The 20,278-nt window shown below is 67.4% G+C and carries 20 protein-coding genes; 6 read left to right on the top strand and 14 right to left on the bottom strand.

The window, feature by feature from the left end; genetic code table 11:
* The first annotated feature begins 51 nt into the window (after positions 1 to 51).
* Both JNB_RS10500 and JNB_RS10495 read left to right on the top strand, forming a co-directional pair.
* Entirely contained in the window at positions 52 to 1,296 is a 1,245-nt protein-coding gene (locus tag JNB_RS10500) for a CoA transferase (RefSeq protein WP_009776436.1), read from the top strand.
* Complete coding sequence (locus tag JNB_RS10495) at positions 1,293 to 2,687, top strand: amidohydrolase family protein (protein ID WP_009776435.1); 1,395 nt, start codon at positions 1,293 to 1,295, stop codon at positions 2,685 to 2,687. Before JNB_RS10500 ends, JNB_RS10495 begins: the two co-directional genes overlap by 4 nt.
* Before the next feature lie 45 nt (positions 2,688 to 2,732).
* Here the strand turns inward: JNB_RS10495 and JNB_RS10490 are convergent, their stop codons facing one another.
* The 4 genes from JNB_RS10490 to JNB_RS10475 form a co-directional block, all read right to left on the bottom strand.
* Entirely contained in the window at positions 2,733 to 4,208 is a 1,476-nt protein-coding gene (locus JNB_RS10490; RefSeq protein WP_237700646.1) for a class I adenylate-forming enzyme family protein, read from the bottom strand.
* A 74-nt stretch (positions 4,209 to 4,282) separates the two neighbouring features.
* The gene (locus JNB_RS10485; protein WP_040883694.1) at positions 4,283 to 4,591 is read right to left on the bottom strand and encodes a hypothetical protein; all 309 of its coding nucleotides are present in this window, start codon (positions 4,589 to 4,591) and stop codon (positions 4,283 to 4,285) included.
* Positions 4,592 to 4,706: 115 nt separating this feature from the next.
* Positions 4,707 to 5,471 carry a crotonase/enoyl-CoA hydratase family protein gene (locus tag JNB_RS10480; protein ID WP_009776432.1) on the bottom strand — a complete coding sequence of 255 codons (765 nt, stop codon included), beginning with the start codon at positions 5,469 to 5,471 and terminating at the stop codon, positions 4,707 to 4,709.
* A 76-nt stretch (positions 5,472 to 5,547) separates the two neighbouring features.
* Positions 5,548 to 6,708 carry a thiolase family protein gene (locus tag JNB_RS10475; RefSeq protein ID WP_009776431.1) on the bottom strand — a complete coding sequence of 387 codons (1,161 nt, stop codon included), beginning with the start codon at positions 6,706 to 6,708 and terminating at the stop codon, positions 5,548 to 5,550.
* Positions 6,709 to 6,850: 142 nt separating this feature from the next.
* On the opposite strand from JNB_RS10475, the gene JNB_RS10470 reads away from it, so the two are divergent.
* The gene (locus JNB_RS10470) at positions 6,851 to 7,726 is read left to right on the top strand and encodes an acyl-CoA thioesterase II (RefSeq protein ID WP_009776430.1); all 876 of its coding nucleotides are present in this window, start codon (positions 6,851 to 6,853) and stop codon (positions 7,724 to 7,726) included.
* 9 nt (positions 7,727 to 7,735) lie between these two features.
* Here JNB_RS10470 and JNB_RS10465 read toward each other — a convergent pair whose 3' ends face one another.
* Positions 7,736 to 8,230, bottom strand: a complete 495-nt coding sequence (locus JNB_RS10465) for a DoxX family protein (protein ID WP_009776429.1) — start codon at positions 8,228 to 8,230, stop codon at positions 7,736 to 7,738.
* A 78-nt stretch (positions 8,231 to 8,308) separates the two neighbouring features.
* Between JNB_RS10465 and JNB_RS10460 the strand changes: the two genes are divergently transcribed.
* Together JNB_RS10460 and JNB_RS10455 are read left to right on the top strand one after the other, a co-directional pair.
* The gene (locus JNB_RS10460) at positions 8,309 to 9,139 is read left to right on the top strand and encodes an acyl-CoA thioesterase II (RefSeq protein ID WP_009776428.1); all 831 of its coding nucleotides are present in this window, start codon (positions 8,309 to 8,311) and stop codon (positions 9,137 to 9,139) included.
* 102 nt (positions 9,140 to 9,241) lie between these two features.
* Complete coding sequence (locus JNB_RS10455) at positions 9,242 to 10,039, top strand: FadR/GntR family transcriptional regulator (protein WP_009776427.1); 798 nt, start codon at positions 9,242 to 9,244, stop codon at positions 10,037 to 10,039.
* Between the two features lie 71 nt (positions 10,040 to 10,110).
* Here the strand turns inward: JNB_RS10455 and JNB_RS10450 are convergent, their stop codons facing one another.
* Positions 10,111 to 11,331: an amidohydrolase family protein gene (locus tag JNB_RS10450; RefSeq protein ID WP_009776426.1), complete on the bottom strand. Its 1,221-nt coding sequence runs from the start codon at positions 11,329 to 11,331 to the stop codon at positions 10,111 to 10,113.
* A gap of 217 nt (positions 11,332 to 11,548) precedes the next feature.
* Here JNB_RS10450 and JNB_RS10445 point away from each other — a divergent pair, with 217 nt between their 5' ends.
* Positions 11,549 to 12,193 (top strand): TetR/AcrR family transcriptional regulator, encoded by a 645-nt coding sequence (locus JNB_RS10445; RefSeq protein WP_009776425.1) that lies wholly within the window; start codon positions 11,549 to 11,551, stop codon positions 12,191 to 12,193.
* 23 nt (positions 12,194 to 12,216) lie between these two features.
* Here the strand turns inward: JNB_RS10445 and JNB_RS10440 are convergent, their stop codons facing one another.
* From JNB_RS10440 to JNB_RS10405, 8 genes are all read right to left on the bottom strand, one after another.
* The gene (locus JNB_RS10440; protein ID WP_009776424.1) at positions 12,217 to 12,993 is read right to left on the bottom strand and encodes an SDR family NAD(P)-dependent oxidoreductase; all 777 of its coding nucleotides are present in this window, start codon (positions 12,991 to 12,993) and stop codon (positions 12,217 to 12,219) included.
* A complete protein-coding gene (locus JNB_RS10435) occupies positions 12,990 to 14,639 on the bottom strand; it encodes a class I adenylate-forming enzyme family protein (RefSeq protein WP_009776423.1) in 1,650 nt (549 codons plus the stop codon). The genes JNB_RS10440 and JNB_RS10435 overlap by 4 nt, the downstream gene beginning before the upstream one ends.
* Complete coding sequence (locus tag JNB_RS10430) at positions 14,636 to 15,166, bottom strand: MaoC family dehydratase (RefSeq protein WP_009776422.1); 531 nt, start codon at positions 15,164 to 15,166, stop codon at positions 14,636 to 14,638. The genes JNB_RS10435 and JNB_RS10430 overlap by 4 nt, the downstream gene beginning before the upstream one ends.
* A gap of 68 nt (positions 15,167 to 15,234) precedes the next feature.
* On the bottom strand, positions 15,235 to 16,425 hold the full coding sequence (locus JNB_RS10425) for a thiolase family protein (RefSeq protein ID WP_009776421.1): 1,191 nt from the start codon (positions 16,423 to 16,425) through the stop codon (positions 15,235 to 15,237).
* Entirely contained in the window at positions 16,422 to 16,883 is a 462-nt protein-coding gene (locus JNB_RS10420; RefSeq protein WP_009776420.1) for a Zn-ribbon domain-containing OB-fold protein, read from the bottom strand. Before JNB_RS10420 ends, JNB_RS10425 begins: the two co-directional genes overlap by 4 nt.
* 3 nt (positions 16,884 to 16,886) lie before the next feature.
* Complete coding sequence (locus JNB_RS10415) at positions 16,887 to 18,047, bottom strand: thiolase family protein (RefSeq protein WP_040883692.1); 1,161 nt, start codon at positions 18,045 to 18,047, stop codon at positions 16,887 to 16,889.
* Positions 18,044 to 19,267: a Zn-ribbon domain-containing OB-fold protein gene (locus JNB_RS10410; protein WP_009776418.1), complete on the bottom strand. Its 1,224-nt coding sequence runs from the start codon at positions 19,265 to 19,267 to the stop codon at positions 18,044 to 18,046. The genes JNB_RS10415 and JNB_RS10410 overlap by 4 nt, the downstream gene beginning before the upstream one ends.
* The gene (locus JNB_RS10405; RefSeq protein ID WP_009776417.1) at positions 19,264 to 20,190 is read right to left on the bottom strand and encodes an SDR family NAD(P)-dependent oxidoreductase; all 927 of its coding nucleotides are present in this window, start codon (positions 20,188 to 20,190) and stop codon (positions 19,264 to 19,266) included. The genes JNB_RS10410 and JNB_RS10405 overlap by 4 nt, the downstream gene beginning before the upstream one ends.
* Positions 20,191 to 20,278 lie beyond the last annotated feature (88 nt).

Here is a 20,278-nt window from a genome sequence, read left to right as displayed (position 1 = left end):
TGAGCCTTTCGGAGAGGTGATGGGTCACGTCAGCGTATCGTCACCAGTAAAATGAGTGCACTGATTCTCGGCGAGTCGCTCGTCGACGACGATGGGCCTGTGAGCGTGGAGAACGAGATCGTCGGGGATGGACCCGCAGCGCGTCATGCGCGGGCGCTGGCGCCTGTCCTCGCACCGGTCCTGGGTGTCGACGGTGCCGCGATCGTCGGCCGCATCAAGCTTGCCGATGCACCCGACTCGGCGGCTGACTGGGCCCGCTCCGGTGGTCGTGCCCTGACCGGCTACGCACACGCGGGGCCGATGGGGGTGACCGGCCATCCGGCCCCCGCCACCCGGGGTGCGCTGGCCTGGCTGACCGCGATCTCCGGAGCCATCGGGCTGCCCGGGGTTGAGCTGCTGGGGGAGCGGGCTGCCCTGACTGGCCTGGAACGCAATGCGCCTTGGTCGTGCGGGGGCGCCATGCGACTGCTGCCGTGTCGTGACGGGCATCTGGCGGTCTCGCTGGCACGCCCGACGGATGCTGACCTCGTGCCCGCTATCGTCGAGTCCACCGGTACCGGGGACGTGTGGGCGGCACTTGAGACGTGGGCGGAGCATCGCTTGGCAGTGGAGTTGGCGCGTCGTTGTCAGCTGCTCGGAGTGCCGGCCGCACCGGTGACACAGCATCCCGACGCGTCCCGTCCCTGGCTCGTGGCGACCAGGGGCGGAACGTCACGACCCCGCATCAAGCCTCCCGTCATCGTCGACCTCACTGCCCTGTGGGCGGGGCCGCTGTGTGCACGACTCCTTCGCCAGTGCGGTGGTTCAGTCACCAAGGTCGAGAGCACCCGACGACCCGACGGAGCCCGCGCCGGATCGCCGGCGTTCTTCGAGCACCTGAACCAGGGCTCGGAGCACGTGGCTCTCGACTTCGACTCGTCCCGGGGACGCGCTGAGCTCGCCGAACTCATCGAGTCGGCAGACGTCGTTCTCGAGGCGTCCCGACCGCGCGCCCTGCGACACCTCGGCATCAGGGCCGAGGACGCGGTCGCCACAGGGACAATCTGGCTGTCGATCACTGCCCGTGGCCGGGGCAGTGACTGGGTCGGCTTCGGCGACGACATCGCGGCGGGGGCCGGGCTGCTCGCCGATGCGGATGAGGCGCTTCCGGCCGGAGACGCGCTGGCCGACCCTTTGGCCGGAGTCCATGGTGCGGTGGCAGTCGCGGCGGCGTTGAGGAGTGACTCAGGGTGGTTGCTCGATCTGTCGATGCACGACACCGCTCGGCTCTGCGCTGACGAGCGTGGAACAGCATGACGGATCGGCCCCCCGAGATCCTCTTCACGGACGTCGAGGTGCGGGGAGAACGCACTGACGTCCGGGTCGTTTCGGACCGGGTCGCCGAGATCGGCCGACGACTGCGCCCGAACTCAACCGATGCCGACGTCGTCGAGGGCAGGGGCGGAGCCCTGATCCCGGGCCTGCACGACCACCACGTCCACCTCTTGGCGATGGCCGCAGCGGCCACCTCCATTGACCTTTCGGGGGCTGGGCCAACATGGACTGCGCGACTGCGCGGCGCCCGGCCCGACCGGTCTGGGTGGATCCGCGCGACCGGCCTTCACGAGGTGTCCGGGGACGAGGGCACCGTGGATCGCCGCGCACTGGACCGGGCGCGTGATGACGTCCCCGTCCGCGTCCAGCATCGCGGCGGTGCACTGTGGGTGCTCAACACGCGCGCACTGGCCCAACTGCCCGATATCCCCGGATCCGACGGCGACAACGGCGTGGAGCGCGACCCATCCGGCCGCCGGACCGGGCGCATCTGGCGCCGTGACGACCTCGTTCGCCTGGCCTCCGGCGGCGTCCTCCCATCGACCGCGGACGTGCAGCGTCAGCTCCGAAGGGTGGGTTTCACCGGGGTCACCGACGCCTCGCCCGACCTCGACGAGGACGCCCAGACTCATCTGGCGACCTCTCTGTCTACCGGCGCCGATCGACTGCGGCTCACTCTGCTCACCGCGAACCCAACGGTCGCCGTCTCGGAGTGGGTCCGGATCGGGGCGCGCAAACTCCACCTTCACGACCACGACCTGCCAGACCCCGACACGCTCGCCGCGCGCATCACGCAGGCACGCTCCGTCGATCGGGCTGTCGCCGTCCATTGCGTCACCCGCCAGTCGTTGGTGCTGACCCTCGCAGCGCTGGAGTTGGCGGGGCCAGTCGAGGGCGACCGCATCGAGCACGGTTTCGTCTTCCCTCCGGAGCTCGCCGAGTGGGCCGCCAGTCTCGGGGTGCGGGTCGTGGTCCAGCCGCTCCTCCTACGGGACCGAGGCGATGACTACCTGCGGGAGGTCGAGCCGCAAGACCTGGACCACCTCCACCCATACGCCACGTTGCTGGCTTCCGGTCTCAGGGTCGCACCGTCGAGCGACGCTCCCTACGCTCCCGCGGATCCGTGGTCGACCATGCGCGCTTCCCGAGATCGCCTGTCCGCCAGGGGAATTCGTGTCGGCGCCGACTGTGGCGTGGATCCCCGGACCGCACTGCGCGGATACCTTTCGGCACCGGACGACCCGGGTGGTGCTCCTCGTCGGGTCGCCCCCGGCCTACCTGCCGACCTGTGCCTGTTGTGGACGGGACTGGACGAAGCCCTGAGCCAATGCAGCGCCGACTTGGTCCGGAGCACCTGGGTTGGCGGCCCCTGACGACGCCGAGCTGCCCGACCCAGGCGACCAGTTTGAGCGACGGCTTCAGGCGTGTGAGGGCTCTGGTTCGCTCGCGATCGCAGCCACCACGTGGCGCCGGATGAGCTTGCCCGTCTCGGTCCGGGGCAGCTCTGGGAGAACGTGGATCCGATCGGGAGTCTTGCTGCCGCGCAGATGGGCGCGCAGATAGTCCCGCAGCCCTTCCGGATCGATGGACCGTCCCTCGCGTGCAACGACCGCAGCCTCGATGCGTTGACCCCACTCCTCGTCGGGCACCCCGACCACAGCGCAGTCCTCGACGTCCTCGTGGGCGAGGATCACGACCTCGATCTCGGAGGGAGCGATGTTCTCACCGCCGCGGATGATCGTGTCATCCATCCGTCCGCCGATGAAGAGATAGCCACCCTCGTCGAGGTATCCCTTGTCGCGCGTGTCGAAGAAGCCTTGGTCGTCAACGGTCCGGCCCACGCCGGCATACTCCGCAGAGACCTGATCCCCACGCACACAGATCCGTCCGACCTCACCGACAGGCAACACCTCATCGAACGGATCACGGATCTCGATCTCGACGGTGGGCAGTGGCTGGCCCGTCGAGGCGAGCCGGGCCCGAACCGCCGGGTCGTCGCTCGCGAGCGCTGCACGGTGGTCCTCGGGTCCGAGCACTGCCACCGTCGACGAGGTTTCGGTGAGGCCGTAGGCATTGACGAAGCCGACGTCGGGCCACAACTTCAGAGCGGTCGCAATGATGCGGGCGGGCATCGGCGCACCGCCGTAGGCAAGGTTGCGCAGGGTCGGCACTGATGTGTCGCCCTCGGTCGCGACGATGCGAGCCAACATGGTCGGCACCACGAGCGCGTTGGTCACCCGCTCGTCGCGCACGATGCCCAACCACTCCTGCGGGGTGAACTGCTCCAGCACCATGGTGCGGCGACCGCTGTAGAGGTTGCTCAAAACGTTGGCGACGGCGGCAATGTGGTAGGGCGGCACGCTCACGAGGGCTGCGTCCTCCTCCGCTGCGCCGGCGAACTCGACAGAGCCGAGGACATAGGACACGAGGTTCTCGTGACGTAGCAGGACCCCCTTGGGTTTGGACGTCGTCCCGCTCGTGTAGATGATGATCGCGGGTTCGCCGGACCACTCCGGATCGCTGTCGTCGTCGGTCTGATCCGTTGCCGACAGCCACTCATCGGGTGTGACCGTGTCCAGACCTGCGGCCGCGACAGCCTGCCGTGACTCCGGCGCAGCGATGGCCAGCGCCCCGGGGTGGTTGGCGAGAAGGTAGTCCAGCTGCTCCTCGCCCAGCCGGTAGTTGACCGGCACGAGCGGCACGCCTGCGTAGGCTGCGGCGAACATCGCGACCGGGAATGCCGGACCGTTCACCGCGACGTAGATCAGGGCCTTCGCCTGTCGTTCGCGCAGCAGGGCGGCGCCGGCGCGCGCCCGACGGCGGAGATCGACCGCAGTGAGCCCCTCGCTGGAGCGACCGATGAGGACGCGGTCTCCGAATCCGTCGGAGGCCATGTCGAGAAGCATCGACAGGTGCATGGCGAAGTCCCTTCGGGAGCAGAGCGACGGGAGCCGTGGCCCCTGGCGGGTCAGTCGGAGGCGGGTAGCGGCTTGGCGTTGCGCAGGGTCAGCGCCTGACCGTCGATGGCCAGGGAGCCCTTCCCGGGCTTGGTCGCCAGGAGCTCGATGTCGTCGGCCTCGGTGACATAGCGCTTGCCAATGAGTGTTCCTGCGAGCTGTGCCTCGTCGACCTCGCCCTCTGGCCGGGCGTCCGAGCGGGGGTCGTACATGGGCAGTCCGCCCGACGTCAGCTCGACGTCGGCCTCGCTTGCTCGCACGACGACGACCGTCGCGCCATCGACGGCGCTGGCGAAAGTCTTGCCGACCGTGAGCTTCATGTCTGCCTCCTTGCAGGCCATGCGTCGTTGCGACGCGTTCAACGAATATGACTATATCAGTTTACTGATTCGAGTCCAGGGCTCTTGGTGAAGGTTCGCGGCAGGATCGCGAGGGTCAACGACCCGTCCAGACGGGGGGGCGCTTCTCGGCGAAGGCGGTCGCACCCTCACGGGCATCGGCCGACTCAAAGACGGGCATCATCAGGGCTTGTTGCTTTGCCCAGCCGTCAGAGGTCGTCCAGTCGGACGTGCTGCGGGCGATCTCCTTGGTGACGGCCACAGCGAGTGGTCCGTTGGCGGCGATCACCTTCGCCAGCTCGAGCGCGCCGCCCAGGGCTCCACCCTCCGGGGTCACGCGGTTCACCAGCCCGAAGGACGCGGCCCGCGTCGCGTCGATGGGATCGCCGGTGAGCAGCAGTTCCAGAGCGATTGCCGTCGGGATTCGCCGAGGCAGAAAGAGGGCCGCGCCGCCGCCGGCGAGCAATGCTCGCTTGACCTCGGGGATCCCGAACCGGGCCGTCTCGGCTGCGACGACGAGGTCGCACGCGAGCAGGAGTTCGAAGCCTCCGGCGAGTGCCCAGCCCTCGACGGCACCGATGAGCGGCTTGCGCGGAGGCGTCTCGGTGATGCCGCAGAGCCCCCGCCCCTCGATGGCCGGCGACTCCCCGGCGAGGAAGGCCTTGAGGTCCATTCCCGCGGAGAACACTCCGCCGGACCCGGTGAGGACGCCCACCCGGAGGTCGTCGTTGGCGTCGAGCTCGTCGACGGCCGCGGCCACGGCCGTGGCGACTTCGAGGTTGAGTGCGTTCTTGGCCTCGGGTCGGTTGATCGTGATGATCTGGACGCCGTCCCGGGACTCGACGAGAACCTGCTCGGTCATGTGTCTCTCCTGCTGCTGGTGGGTCTCGATGAGAAGTGGAGCTCAGAAAGGTTGGAAGGTGGGCCAGGACGTGGACTCAGAGGAGCTCGAGAATGGTGGCGTTGGCCATGCCGCCGCCCTCGCACATCGTCTGGAGTCCATAGCGGATCCCGTTGTCCTTCATGTGATGGACCATCTGGGTCATCAAGCGGGCCCCGGATCCGCCCAGGGGGTGTCCGATCGCAATGGCACCTCCATTGGGGTTGAGTCGCTCGGGGTCGGCTCCGGTCTCCGCCAGCCACGCCATCGGCACCGACGCGAAGGCCTCGTTCACCTCGAAGACACCAATGTCATCGACGGTCAACCCAGACTTCTCCAGCACTTTCTGCGTAGCGGGGATCGGTGCAGAGAGCATCATCACCGGGTCATTGCCGGCGACGACGCCCGTGTGGAAGCGCGCAATGGGCTTCAGTCCCAACTCCTCGGCCTTCTCGGCCGTCATCATGAGGAGGGCTGCGGCGCCGTCGCTGATCTGCGAGGCGTTGCCGGCGTGGATGACGCCGTCTTCCTTGAATACCGTCTTGAGTCCGGCCAGTGACTCCACCGACGTCCCGCGGCGCAACCCCTCATCGACCGAGAAGGTCGATCCGTCAGTCAGGGGAACCGGAGTGATCTGGCCGGTGAGACGCCCGCTGTCGATGGCATCGGCCAGCTTCTTGTGTGACTTTGCCGAGAAGGCATCGAGGTCCTCACGGTTGAGCCCCCACTGCTCAGCCATCATCTCGGCGCCGACCCCTTGGTTGAACCGATCGATGCCATAGCGGTCGAGTAGCGACTGGGGGTGGCCGGAGCCGAAGTCGGCCACCGCGGTTGACGCCCCGATGGGGACCTTGCTCATGATCTCGACACCACCTGCGACGACGACGTCGTACTGCCCGGAGATCAGGCCGGCCGCTGCGAAGTGCACCGCCTGCTGGGATGACCCACACTGTCGGTCCAACGTGGTGCCGGGCACCGACTCGGGCCATCCCGCGGTCAGCACCGCATTGCGAGCCGTGTTGAGCGACTGGTCCCCGACCTGGTTGACCACCCCCCAGATCACGTCGTCGACCTCGGCCGGGTCGAATCCGGTCCGCTCCTGCAGGGCAGTGAGGACATGGGCGGACAGTTCGACCGCATGCTGGTCGGACAGGGAGCCGTTGCGGCGCCCGACAGGGGTGCGGACGGCGTCGACGATGACAGCATCACGAGGGGACAACGGGACCTCCGGTCAGATGGCCCGCCGTCGATCGTCGGGCGCATCGTATAGTTTAATGATTTAACTCAGTGATGCCAAGGGGTGTCGTCGGAATCGAGACACTCCTCGTCACAAAGGCCCCTGCCGAGAGGACGACGAACCCGTGTCCGAACATCGCAACGATCGGTCCATCGCCTCGATCCTGACGTTGGATCAGCTGGACGAACTGACCTTCCGAAGCACCCTCACGACCGAAAGAGCGACCCGGACCTTCGGTGGTGAGGTGGCCGGCCAGGCGGTGATGGCCGCAGGGCGGACCGTGTCTCAAGACCGAGTGATCCACTCGGCCCATTGCCACTTCCTTCGGCCCGGCGACTCCAGCGAACCCGTCACCTATCAGGTCGTTGGGGTTCGCGACGGAGGCTCCTACAGCACTCGTCGAGTCGAGGCGATCCAGCATGGGCGGCTGATCTTCCACCTCACTGCCTCCTTCCATGTCGGCGATGTCACAGACATGGATCACCAGGCGGGCAGCCTGCGAGTCGCGTCGCCACACGAGACACCCCTGCCCGAGGTGGCCTTCGCCGACGATGAGGAGATGCTGGCGTGGATCACGGCTCTGGCAGAGGACCTTCTCGTGGACATGCGGTTCCCGGAGTCGCCGACCCGGGCTCTGGTTCGGATGGGCCGTCCGACGCCAGCAAGACAAAGCCTGTGGCTGCGAGCCACCGGCACACTCGGTGACGACCCGTTGACACATGCTGCCGCTCTCACCTATTGCTCCGATCTGCTCCTGCTGTCGACCGGGCTCGGGCCGCACGCGAGGAACTTCACCGACGGTGATCTTCAGTTCGCCACCCTGGACCACACCCTGTGGTTCCACGACGCCACTCGGGCAGACCACTGGTTCCTCCACGACATGGAGGGACTGTGGACCGGCCGCGGCCGCTCCCTGTCCCGAGGCTCGATCTTTGAGCAGGGCGGCCGACTGGTCGCCTCGACCATCCAGGAAGGTGTCATCCGCCCTGGCGTGCGGTGATCGAACGGCTCAAGCGCTCCTCGGGCCACGACGACCGACAGCGAGGAGTCCAAGGCCAGCCACCGTCCCACCCAGGGCTGCGGCCAGTGCCCAGGGCGCGCCTGAGACATCCAGGCCGAAGAGGTGGTCCAGGGACCAGTGACCCGGACCGCCGGCGGCGAGTGCCACCGCGCACATGGCCACGAGCAGGACGTATTCCCAGCCGCCCTTGAAGACGAAGTAGCCCTTGCCCCGGTGGTCCGTCAGCATCGCCACGACCATAAGGCCCACGAAGGCCAGCGCGGCCAGCCCTGTCGCCAACCCCAGGGTGACGAGAAGGCCAGCGCCGATCTCGGTGACCGCCGCGAGCCGGGCGTGAAGCCACGCCGGTCGAAGTCCCAGCGACTCGAACCAGCCGGTCGTCCCGGCGATCCCCCCGGGGCCGAACATTTTGTTCGCCCCGTGCAGAACCAGCATGGGACCCAATGCGAGTCGAAGGATGAGCAAGGCGAGATCTGAGTCCATAGGTCCTCCGAGGAGTGTGTGACAGTGCTAGCGCGCCACAACAATGAATGAGTGAACTCATTGCACTATAGTGCGCACATGACTGCCATGCACGAGACGTCAGACGACGCGGTCCGCAGCCAGGCCGACTTCGTTGCCGGCGTGGACTTCAGCGAGGTCATGGCGCTGGAAGAGATCGAGCCGGACCTGTTTCGGGCCAACTTCGTCTACGACGACGAGTTCCGCCTCTTCGGTGGACAGGTCGCAGCCCAGGCGCTGCTCGCTGCGGGACGAACAGTCGGAGCGGACAGGCTCCCCCATTCTCTGCACGGATACTTCTTGCGCAGCGGGCAGTGCGCGCATCCCACGTTGTTCGAGGTTCATCGGGATCGCGACGGACGCAACTACTCGGCACGCCACGTCGTCGCACGTCAGGGCGGCCAGGTGATCTTCACAGCCGTCATGTCCTTTGCGGTGGACAACCCCGGCGTCGACAATCAAGTGATCGTCGCTCCTGAGGTCGCTTCTGTCGACGAGTGTGAGCAGATCCCTGTGCCGCGGCTCTTCGCGCACGAGTGGGGCCTCTTGGACCAGCTCACGCCGGAGCTGCCCTTCCCCGAGCGCTTCTGGTCTCGATGCACGAGCAATCTCGGCGACGACCCACTGCTCCATGCTGCAGCCGTGACCTACATGTCTGACGGATCGAGCGGTTTGGGCCGTCTGCATGATGGGTCGAACACGACGGGGGCGAGCCTCGACCACGCTGTGTGGTTTCACCAGCCGGTCCGCGCCGATGAGTGGCTCCTCAACGTCATGGAGCCGACGCGCACGGCGCACGGCCGCGGGCTCTACACCGGATCGATGTTCACGCAGGATGGCGTCCTCGCGGTCAGCCTGGCCCAGCAGGCACTTTTTCGGCCCCTCGGCTGAGCCGTTGGGACCCAGCAGCGGATAGGCCAACAGGATCCGGTCAACAGGGCCGCGGGGCGCATCATTAAGATGATGTGACTGATTGGGACGTAGACTCTCACCATGACCACGAGTTCTCCATCCACCGTCGGCCGCATCGTCCGGGCGCCCAAGACTGCCGAGCTCATCGCCACGGATCTGCGGCGCCAGATCGTCAAAGGGGACTTGCAGCCCGGAGCGACGCTGCCTCCAGAGGTCCAGCTCATGGGCCAGTACGGCGTCTCCCGGCCCACTCTGCGTGAGGCCTTCCGAATCCTTGAGACCGAAACGCTCATCATCGTCCGCCGGGGTTCGCGGGGCGGGGCTCAGGTCATGACTCCGGACAGTTCCGTGGCCGCGCGTTATGTCGGACTCCTGCTCCAGTTGCGGCAGACGACGGTCCTCGACGTCTACGAGGCGCGAATGGTGGTCGAGCCATACTGCGCGCGCCTGCTCGCCAAGCGACGCACGACAGCAGACCTTGCCGACATGCGCCAATGTATCGCCGACCTGAGCGCCGTCGTCGAGGCCGGAATCGAGGCCGTGCCGGACGCACGTCTGTGGACCGACCTGACCTATCAGTTCCACGTGCTCATCTTCGAGCGCTGTGGCAACCAGACCCTCGCCGTGCAGTGTGAGGTGCTGGCCGAGATCGTGGCTACCCACTTGCACCAGACCATCGTCCAGGGCTTCTCGGCGGACAATGCCCCGGCAGCCCGCTTCCGACGAACCATTCGCTCCTACGAGAAGATGGTCGGCTTTGTGGAGGCCAAGGATGCAGAGGCGGCTGAGGCACACTGGCGCTCCCACATGGAGGGTGCAGGCAAGACGATCTTTGCCGACCAGCCACGCGACCGTCCGGTCGTCGACCTGTTCAACTGACCCCGGTCACTCACACCGAAGCCCCCCGTGGCCGTACCACGGGGGGCTTCCGTACGAGTGGTGAGATTCGGTCAGCGAGGGCCAGTGAGGAACTTCTGGTTCTCGTGGAGGGCCTTGCGCATGTCTTCAGCGCCGAGGACCTCGAAGTCCGCGATGGCGCTGCGCGGTGTGGGCAGCCCCTCGGGGTGCGGCCAGTCCGAGCCCAGCAGGATGCGGTCGGCGCCCTGGACTGCACGGAGCGCGTCGACCTTGTCCTCGTAGAACGGTGCGATCCACACGTGCTCGCGCAGGGACTCGATCGGGTCGCGCTTGTACATCTGCGGCGTCTTGCCGTAGGAGGCGCGCAGGCGACGGTGAAGATCGGGCAACCACGCGGAGCCGAGCTCAACCGTCGCAACACGCAGGGCCGGGTGCCGATCGAACAAACCGTGGCAGACCATGGCCGCCATCATGTCGAAAATGGGCCGCTCTACTCCGAGCGAGAGGACCTCGGTGAGGGTGGAGGTCTTCAGGCCGCTGTAGCGGGTGCTCTCACCCCAGTCACCGAGGAACTTGGTGTAGCCCGCATCGCCCGCGTGGATGACGACAACCGTGTTCGACTCGGCCAGACGTGCCCAGATCCGGTCGAACTGAGGGTCTGCCGGCGACGGTGGACGACCGTAGGGGTTGGCCACGGGGCCGGCCTTGAGGATGACCATTCGGGCGCCTGCCTCGAGGACGCGGTCGACCTCCTCCTCGGCCTTCTGGGCGTCGATGAGGGTGATCATGGGTGGGGCGATGATTCGGTTGTCTCGCGCGTAGCCCCAGTCCTCGTCGAGCCAGCGGTTGTATGCCGTGAAGATCGCCGCTGTTGACTCCGGGTCCTCCTGAAGCATCTCCTCGATGCCGAGACCGAAGCTCGGCAGCAACCAGGTCTGCTCCACGCCCTGCTCGTCGAGGCGCTTGACCCGGGCGTCCCGGTTGCGGTACTCGGGCTGAATCGGGTGCATGGTGACCATGTCCCGCAACTCCTTGCCCTCGACGTTCTCGGAGCGGAAGTAGGTCTCGAGCGACCCGGGCTCGGCGACGGGGTCGTAGGTCGGGTTCGGCACCACCGTGAGTTGGCGGCCGTTGATGAGGACCGTCTTCCGGCCGCCAATGTCGGCCCAGCGGACGATGCCGCGGTACTTGGGGTCGAGGTGGCGGCTGATGCAGTCCGCCGGCTCGTAGTAGTGCTCGTCGGCGTCGTAAATCGGGTAATCCACATCGGGACTGGCCTGACTCGTCGGCACGGCTTGGGTCTGGGTCGACATCCGTCACCTCTTCGCTTGTGCCCGGGAGGGCTAGACTTGACGTTTTCGTCAATAAATACAGAGTAACGCGATTCTGGTCTGCTGTCGAGGCTTGAAGTGCCGCTGGGAAGATCCAGTTATGGCACTGCCAGCGCGGCGCGACAGATCGGGGTAAAAACGTCAACTATGCTTCGAAGACCGGGTGCCACAGCACCCCGACACCACGTCAGGAGAACTCATGGACACGCGTCCCACGACTTCCGCACCCGAGGCGGCGCTGGCGTTCGACACCAACGAGGACGACGCCTTGGGCTGGCGTGCTCAGCGCACCCGGGAGTCGATCCTCGAGGCCTCCCGCAAGCTCTTCCTCGAACGTGGCTACGCCGGCACGCGGATCAACAACATCACCGACACCTGTGGCATCTCACGAGCAGGGTTCTACACCTACTTCAAGGACAAGCGCGAGGTCTTCAACCTCTTGGGCCAGACGGCATACGACGACATCTTGGCTGTCATCGCCCTCTGGGACGGGCTGCCGATGAGCCCAAGTCGCGAGGACATCGTCGGGTGGGTCAACGCCTACTTCGCCTTCATGGACCGGCACGGTGCCTTCATCTTCTCCTCGGCACAGTCCGGGCCGACCGACGCCGATGTCCGCGCGCTCTCCAAGCGCATGCAGCTCCGCGTCTCGTTCCTGCTGGGCATGCACCTGCGGTCGAGGCAGACGGAGCCGACCAGTGCCCCGGAAGCCCTCGGGCTCACCGCCCTCGCAGGACTGGACCGCTCGTGGTTCCTCGTCACCGTGCAGGACCTCGGCGTGGGGCGCGACGACGTCATCCAGGCGATTGCCTCAATCATCCATCGAGGGGTCAGCGACGGCTGACCCCTCGATGGGGTTGGGCAGCGTCAGCGAGGACCGAACCGCTGGGCGCCATCCAGCCGGATGACTTCACCGTTGAGGTAGGGATTGGTCAAGGCGTGCAGGACGAGCGCGCCATACTCCGAGGGTTTGCCCAGACGCTTGGGGAAGGGCACGGCCGCCTCGAACTTCGCCAGCATCTCGGGCCCGACGGACTCCATGATCGGCGTCTTCATCGTCCCCGGTGCGACGCAGACAACCCGGATGCCCGCAGCACTGAGATCACGCGCCGCGGCAAGGGTGAGCCCGACGACTCCGGCTTTGGCGGCGGCATACGCCGTCTGACCGATCTGGCCCTCGTAGGCTGCGATGCTCGCGGTGGTGACAATGGCCCCGCGCTCACCGTCCTCGTTGGGCTCAGCAGCTGCGACGGCTGCGGCGACGAGACGCACGATGTTGTAGGTGCCGTTGAGGTAGAGGCCGACGGTCTTGGCGAAGCCCTCCATGGGTGCCGGTGTGCCCTCGCGGTTGACCACCCGGTCGGCGACCCCGAATCCGCCGTGTGAGGTCACCGCATAACGCAGCGTCCCGAGTGACTGGGCCGTCTCGATGGCTGCCGTGACCGTCGCGTCGTCGAGCACGTCGGTGCGCGCGTAGCGGACTCGGTCGCCGAGTTCCTCCGCCAGCGCCTCGCCTTTGGCGTCGTTCATGTCGGCGATCACGACGGCGCATCCGGCGGTGACCAGGGCCCGAACAGTCGCCTCACCCAGCCCGCCGGCGCCGCCGGTGACGAGGGCGACGTCACCACTGAAATCGGTGTTCATGCGTGTTCTCCTTCGTTGTTCGTGGTGCTCAGCTCACTGAACTGCGAGCGGAGCGTGGCCTTGGCCACCTTGGACAGGCCGGTGCGGGGCAGTTCGGGCAGGACCTCGAGCTGTTCGGGGAGCTTCTGCTTCATGAGTCCCTGAGCGCTCAGGTATGCCGTGAGCTCGGCGAGCGTGGGTGCGTTGCCTCCCGGCGTGGGCACCACGACGGCGCAGACACGCTCCCCGCGCTCTGCGTCCGGCAGGCCGATGACGGCGACCTCGGTCACCCTGGGGTGACGGCTCAGAAGGTCCTCGATCTCCAGCGGGGCGATCTTCTCGCCCTTGCGGATGATCATCTCCTTGATCCGTCCGATGACCTCGATGTGACCGCTGGGGTGAATGCGGCCGAGGTCGCCGGTGCGGAACCAGCCGTCGTCCGTGAAGTTCTCGGCGTTCTTGGTCGGGTCGGTGTAGCCCTTGCACACGCCTCCACCACGGACCTGAACAAGACCATCGACCCCTTCGGCCACCGGGACGTCGTCAAGGTCGACCAGCCGAACTTCGTTGCCGGGCACCACAATTCCGTCCGTCAACCGAAGGACGGCGGAGTCTGTGTAGGGGTCGGCTGCCGCAATCATCGGGACCTCGGTCATGCCGTAGTCGTGGGCGATGACCACCCCGAGGACGTCCAGGCCCTCGTCGAGGTACTCCGGTGGGCAAGGGGCCCCACCTCCCTTGAGCAGGGTGAGATCGGGGAACAGCGGCTCGGGTGACGCCTTCTGCATTGCCATGAGGCCGGCATACAGGGCAGGAGCCCCGCCGGTGCTGGTGACCTTGTGCTCGCGGAACTGCGTGACGATTCGTGCCGGATCGAAGGCCTCCAGGACCAGCATGGGGAAGCCAGCCGCCAGACAGGTGATCTGATAGATCGCCCCACCGATGTGGGCGACAGGGAAGGCCATGGCGGACACTTCGCCCGGGCGGGTGCCCATCCGGCCGAGACCGGCGAAACCCGTGGAACCGGTGAGGATTGTCGCGTCGGTGTGGCGTGCACCCTTCGGCACACCGGAGGAGCCGGAGGTGAAGTAGACCCAACGGAACTGCTGTCCGTCGTCGTCCGTGGATGGCACGGGCGGCAGGCTCGACGTGTCCGCTGTCTCGGGGGCGTCCACCCCGACCTCGAGGAGAGTCGGGCTTGGACCATCGGCATCGGCTATCGAGCGGGCCATGGCCGTGAAGTCGAAGCCGCCCCACACTCCTGGAACGATGAAGTGGGTGGGCTCAACGGCCTCGAGAGAGGCCCGCACCTCCCGCTCTCGATAGAGGTGAATGATCGGCGCCTGGATCGCGTCGAGCCGGCGGAGGGCAGACATGACGAGCAAGGTTGAGATGCGGGTCGGCAGTTGCCAGGCCACGACGGCGCCGGGCCCGATGCCCTCGGCCGCGAGCGCTGCCGCAACACGCTCTACCCTCTGCGCGAACTCGCCGAAAGTGAGTTCGGTGCCGTGCGGGTCGATCAGGAAGCGGGTGTCCGGTGTGACTGCAGCACGCTCGGCGATGAGGCCGCACCAGCTGCGCCCTCGGATCAGCCAGGTGAAGTCATCCGCCGTGACCGTTCGCGGGTCGTGCGGGGTGGGCGCGATGGCCGACGTGGGGGCGGTCATGGCGTCGAACCTTCGATCGGGTCACTGCTCGCGTTGAAGTAGTAGCGGCTGACGAGTGTCGCGACGCATGCGGGCTTGGCAGCGTCCTCGACCTCGACCGTGATCGTCGTCGTGAGCTGGACCCCGTTGTCCGGCAGCGCCTGAACGTCATCCATGCGCATCCGACCTCGGATGCGGGTGCCTGTCGGCACCGCCGCCGGGAAGCGCACCTTGTCGAGGCCGTAGTTGATCCCCATCCGCACCCCGTCGAAGCGGCGCAGGGAACTCATGAAATACGGCAGGAGTGACAGGGTGAGAAAGCCGTGCGCGATCGTGGCGCCATAAGGGCTCTCGGCGGCACGGGAGGGATCCACGTGAATCCACTGGTGGTCCTCGGTCGCGTCCGCGAAGGCGTCGATCCGGGCCTGTTGCATGGTGAGCCACTCGGTCGGCCCCAGCTCCTGACCGATCGCCGCGAGCAGGTCGTCGACACCTCGATAGACGGTGACGTCCGCCGGTGCGGTGGCGGGATCAATGATGTCGGGCACGTGAGCTCCTTTGCTCGGGCGGATCGGGTCGGTGGGTCCGGTCGGGTGGGTGGGTCGTGGGATCCGGGTCAGCGGGCGCTGAGCAACAGCGAGCCGGCCACTGGGCCACCGCCCACGGCGACGACGGCGAGGCTCGGGTCGTTGCGCGACTGACGGTCGCCACCTTCGCCCCAGAGCTGCACGCAGGCTTCATGGAGGAAGCCCATGCCGTGCAGACGTCCGCCCGAGAGCTGTCCGCCACTCGTGTTGAGGGGCAGGGATCCGTCGAGGCCGAACCGTCCACCCTCATCGATGAAGGCACCCGCGGCGCCGTGGTCGAAGAAGCCGAGGGCGTCCAGCCAAGTCACCGTGAGGTAGCTGAAGCCGTCATAGAGCTCGGCGTGGTCAATGTCGGACGGCCGCAGGTCGGTGCGGTCCCACATCGTGGCCGCCGCGTCGTGCGCAGCCATCGTCGTGAGGTCGCGACGCTGGTCCCACGTGGCGCGCTCGAGCATTCCGGTGCCGACCGACTCCACGACCAGAGGCGTGCGGGGGAGGCTCGCTGCGGCGTCGCGACGGGACACGATGACAGCCGTCGCGCCATCACACGGGACGTCGCAGTCATAGAGGCAGAACGGCTCGGAGATCATCCGGGAGCCGAGGTACTCCTCCATCGTCAGGGGGTCGCGATACACGGCGTCCGGGTTGAGGCCGGCGTGGGTGCGCGCGTTGATCGAGATCGCACCGAGGTGCTCCCGGGTGAGACCGAAGTCGTGCATGTAGCGCTGGGCGGGCATGGCGAGCCAATTGGCCGGGGAGAGCGCACCGAAGGGTGCGAAGTACTCCAGGTGTCCGGTGGCCCTGCGGCCGCCACCGAGAACCGACGCCCGGTCACCCGAGGCCTGCGCCGTGGACTCCCACACTGACCGGAAGACCACCACGTGGTTGGCGAGGCCCAGCGTCACTGCCATGCAGGCCTCGATGACCGGCCCGACCTGGCCGGCGGTCTCAGCCCCGCTCATGTACCACTTCGCGCTGATGCCGAGCGCGTTCTGGAGCTCGTGGGTGCTCGCTCCGGAGAAGCCGGGCTGAGGTACCCCACCACCGGGATAGCTCGCGACACCGTCGATGTCGTCGACGCTCAGGCCGGCGTCCTCGATGGCGCGCAGGCAGGCTTCGACGGTGAGCTCGAGTCCGGTGCGACCGAGCCGTCGGCCAACCTGGGACTTGCCGGCGCCGGTGATGACCGCCTTGCCCTCGAACGGTCCCTGACTGCTCATGCGGTTGCCCCTTGGTCAGCGTCGGCGGGGGTGGTGGGGCGGAAGAGCGGGATCCAGACCCGGTCCTCACCTTCGCCCCACTCCTCGAAGAAGGCCTCGACCTCGAGGCCCACGGCCAGGTGCTCGGTGTCGACGTCCACGAGGTTGCTCGTGATCCGTACGTCCCGGTCCTCGGCGAGCTGGATCATCGCCACGACGTAGGGCGGGAGCATCCCCGGCAGCCACTGCTGGCGGTTGATCGTCCAGGCAGCAACGAAGCCCCGCCCTGACGTGGGCTCGGGAGCGACATCGACGCTGCGGCACCGGAAGCAGACCGGTGCCGGGGGGTGGAAGAAGTGGCCGCAGGACTGGCAGCGCGCGATGAGCAGCTCGCCTCGTTCACCGCCTGTCCAGAAGGGGCGGGACTCGGCCGTGGGCGCCGGGGCGAGACGGAACTCTGGGCGAACGTAGGTCTCCATGGTTCATCCTCTCCGGCTCGAGAGCACAGTGACGGCCGACACCGCGGTCGGACCGCCGATGTTGTGGGCCAGGGCCGTCGTCGCTCCGTCGACCTGGTTGGACGCCTCGCCACGCAGCTGTTCGAAGAGCTCGACACACTGCGCGACGCCGGTGGCCCCCGGCGGGTGCCCTTTGGACTTGAGACCTCCGCTGGCGTTGACCGGGCGTGCTCCTCCGACGGTGGTCGCTCCGCTCTCGATGTAGGCCGCAGCCCCGAATCGCTCGGTGAAGCCGAGGTCCTCATAGGAGATGAGCTCGACGGCGGTGAAGCAGTCGTGCACCTCTGCCAGGTCGATGTCTTCCGGACCGATGCCAGCCATGGCGTATGCCGCCTTGGCCGCTTTGACGGTGGCGGGGAAGGTCGTGAGGTCGGCCTTGTGCTGGTGCATGACCCGGTCCAGACCCAAACCGACGCCGCGCACCCACACGGGGCGGTCGGTGTATTTGTCCACGACGTCCTCGGCCACGATCAGGAGCGCGGCCGCACCATCGCTCTGCGGCGTGCAATCGAGCAGCCCGAAGGGCGCGACGATCATCGGCGCGTTGAGCACCTGCTCGATGGTGATCTCGTAGCGCAGCTGGGCCTTGGGGTTGGGGAGCCCGTGCTTGTGGTTCTTCACTGCAACCATCGCGAGGTGCTCGCGCGTCGCCGGCGACTCGTGCAGGTAGCGGGCCGCGTGCAGCGCGAAGTTCGCAGGGGCGACGAGTCCCACGGGGTAGTCCCACGCCACGTCGCGGGTCAACTTGGCCCACTCCCAGAAGGTGGCTCGTGACGAGGACTCACGCACCTTGTCCGCGCCCACGACCAGGGCGACGTCGAACGCACCGGAAGCCACGGCATACGTCGCATTCCGAACGGCATCGTTCCCGGTGGCGCACGCGTTCTCCACCCGAGTGACGGGGATGTCGAGCAGATCGCACGAGTCGGCAAGGATGCCCGACGGGAAGCCATCCGTCGTCGTCAGCTCCCCGAACCAGGCGGCCTGGATGTCGGCCCGATCCAGGCCCTTGTCGACGCTGGCGGCCATCTCGCTCACGGCCATCGGCACGAGATCCTTGATGCCGAGATCGAAGTGCTCCTTGAAGGCCGTCATCCCGGCCCCGACAACTGCGACGCGCCTCATGCGGTTTCTCCTTGCGGCTCGGCTGGGGCTGGCAACAACGCATGCCCGTAGTCAGGGACGCCTGAACGGGTATCGATCAGGCGGAGGACGAGTCGGCCACGATCTCCGATCTCAACGCTTCCGGAGGGCGCCCCTGTCACGGTGACGAGGGTGCGCACGTCCGTATCGTCGAGCGCAACGATGGCCAACGAATAGGGCGTTGCTCGTCCCGGGACCGGGACGTGGATGTCGACCTTGGTGTAGACCTCGCCGACTCGCGGCAAGGGGGTCAACGTCCAACCGGCCTCTGAGCCGCACCCCAGGCACCGCAGGCGGGGGGGCATGGCCAACTGGCCGCACTCGTCACAGCTGCCCGCCTCCCACCGCACCTTCGCGTCGAAGGCCCTGTCATAGGCCGGCAGGGAGATGCCGATGTCCGGTCCGGGCGTCATCCGTGTCCTGGGCAGAGGCTGGGGGGCTGCCTCGTCCCGCCAGACCTGCGGCGCGCCCGTCAGGGCCGCCGCCACAGCGGAACCTTGCTCGGCCGCGGCCACGACGTCACCGGCTGACGCGGCGGCGAGGGCGAAGATGGCGGAGCTCGCACCCGTCGTCGGCAGCGCCGGAGATCGACCGCCACTGAGCTGAGCCGCGATCTTGGGCGTGACTCCGGAGATCACCGACGGCGGATCTTCGAGGTCGAGTTTGGCCAGGGCCGCCTTGGTCCCGCGTTCGAGCAGGAGGCGAGGGTCGTCGTAGTCCCAGCGTCCCCCGTCGCGGCCGCGGCTGCTGAGGGGCAGGCTCCGGGCGACCCGCGCCAGCAGGCTGAGCTCGGCACCACCTGGGGTTGGCGCAGGGGTTGTCTCCCCGATGAGGGCGGCGGCGGCGCCCGCAGGCTCCAGGTCGGCCGCGACGACGAGCGTGCCGGGTGAGGCGGTGGCGACCGCGTCGAGGACGGCTGGGCCCCCGCCGACCTGTTCCACGACAGGCACGTCGTCATCGAGGGCGAGGCCGGCGAGCAGGGCGGCGCTGTTGCCTCCTTCGAGCAGGGGGAGGTCGCGAGTGATGAAGACGACCTGACGCACGTCCGTGGATTCGGTGTCCGCTCGGGCAGACAGTCCCTCGAGCAGGGCGCGGCCGGCAGCCACGGCCAGAGTGAGGGCGTCCTCGTCCAAGCCTGCCGTCCGGCGTCCCGAGACCTCCCACACCGGCAGATAGGTCCCGATCCCGACGATCGTGGTCATCGCGAAACCGCCGGGGAGCCGAGGGCTGCCAGACCGCCGGGGAAGGCGCCGAGGGCGCGACGCAGACCGAGGTCGATCTCGGCGGCGTCGAGCCGCTCTCCACTGCGCGCGACGTGTGAGCGGCCGGTGGCCCAGGGTTCCATCGCGATGAGGGTGTTGCCGTCGATGCGGAGGACCTGGCCCGTGATCCACCCCGACTGCTCCGAACACAGCCACGCCACGACTGGTGAGGCGTTCTCTGGGTCGAGGGGGCTCCAGCCCTGCGTCTCCTCGGTGCCGAGGCCTGCGCTGGCCATCATCCGGGTGGCTGCGATCGGGGAGATGGCGTTGGCCGTGACGCCGTAGCGAGAGCCCTCCATGGCGGTGACCTGGGTCAGCGCGATGATGCCTGCCTTGGCGGCGGAGTAGGCCGCCTGACCGACGTTGCCGGCCAGGCCGGCACCTGAGGTCGTGTTGATGATCCGGCCCTGCACGGGATTCCCGGCCTTGTGCTCCGCGCGCCAGTAGGTGCAGGCGTGATGGGTCAGGGTGAAGGTGCCCTTGAGGTGGACGTCGAGGACAGCGTCCCAGTCCTTCTCGCCGAGGTTGGGGATCGTCGCATCACGCAGAATTCCGGCATTGTTGACGATTCCGTCGAGTCGTCCGAAGGACTGCACCGTCTCGTCAACGACGGACTGCATGGCCTGCCAGTCGCTGGCCGATCCCGGGCCAAGAGCGGCGGTTCCGCCGGCCGCCCTGATGGTGTCGACGACTTCCTGAGCGGGGTCGTCCTCCGAGCTCTCGCCCGCCAGACCCACACCGAGATCATTGACAATCACAGTGGCACCATGGGCGGCCAGTTCGAGGCAGTGGCTGCGGCCGAGACCCCGCCCACCGCCGGTCACGATGATGACTCGCCCGTCGAGCAGACGCTCGTTGGTCATGCCGGACTCCTTCGTCGGATGAGCAGGGGGACACCTCGCAGGCTAAGTGTTACTTGACAGATTCGTCAACTACCGTTGTGATGGAATC

Origin of the sequence: Janibacter sp. HTCC2649 (genome assembly GCF_000152705.1) — a bacterium.
In the GTDB taxonomy this organism is placed as follows: domain Bacteria; phylum Actinomycetota; class Actinomycetes; order Actinomycetales; family Dermatophilaceae; genus Knoellia.
The sequence above is the reverse complement of the archived record's forward strand: the minus strand, read 5'-3'. Positions and strand labels throughout refer to the sequence as shown.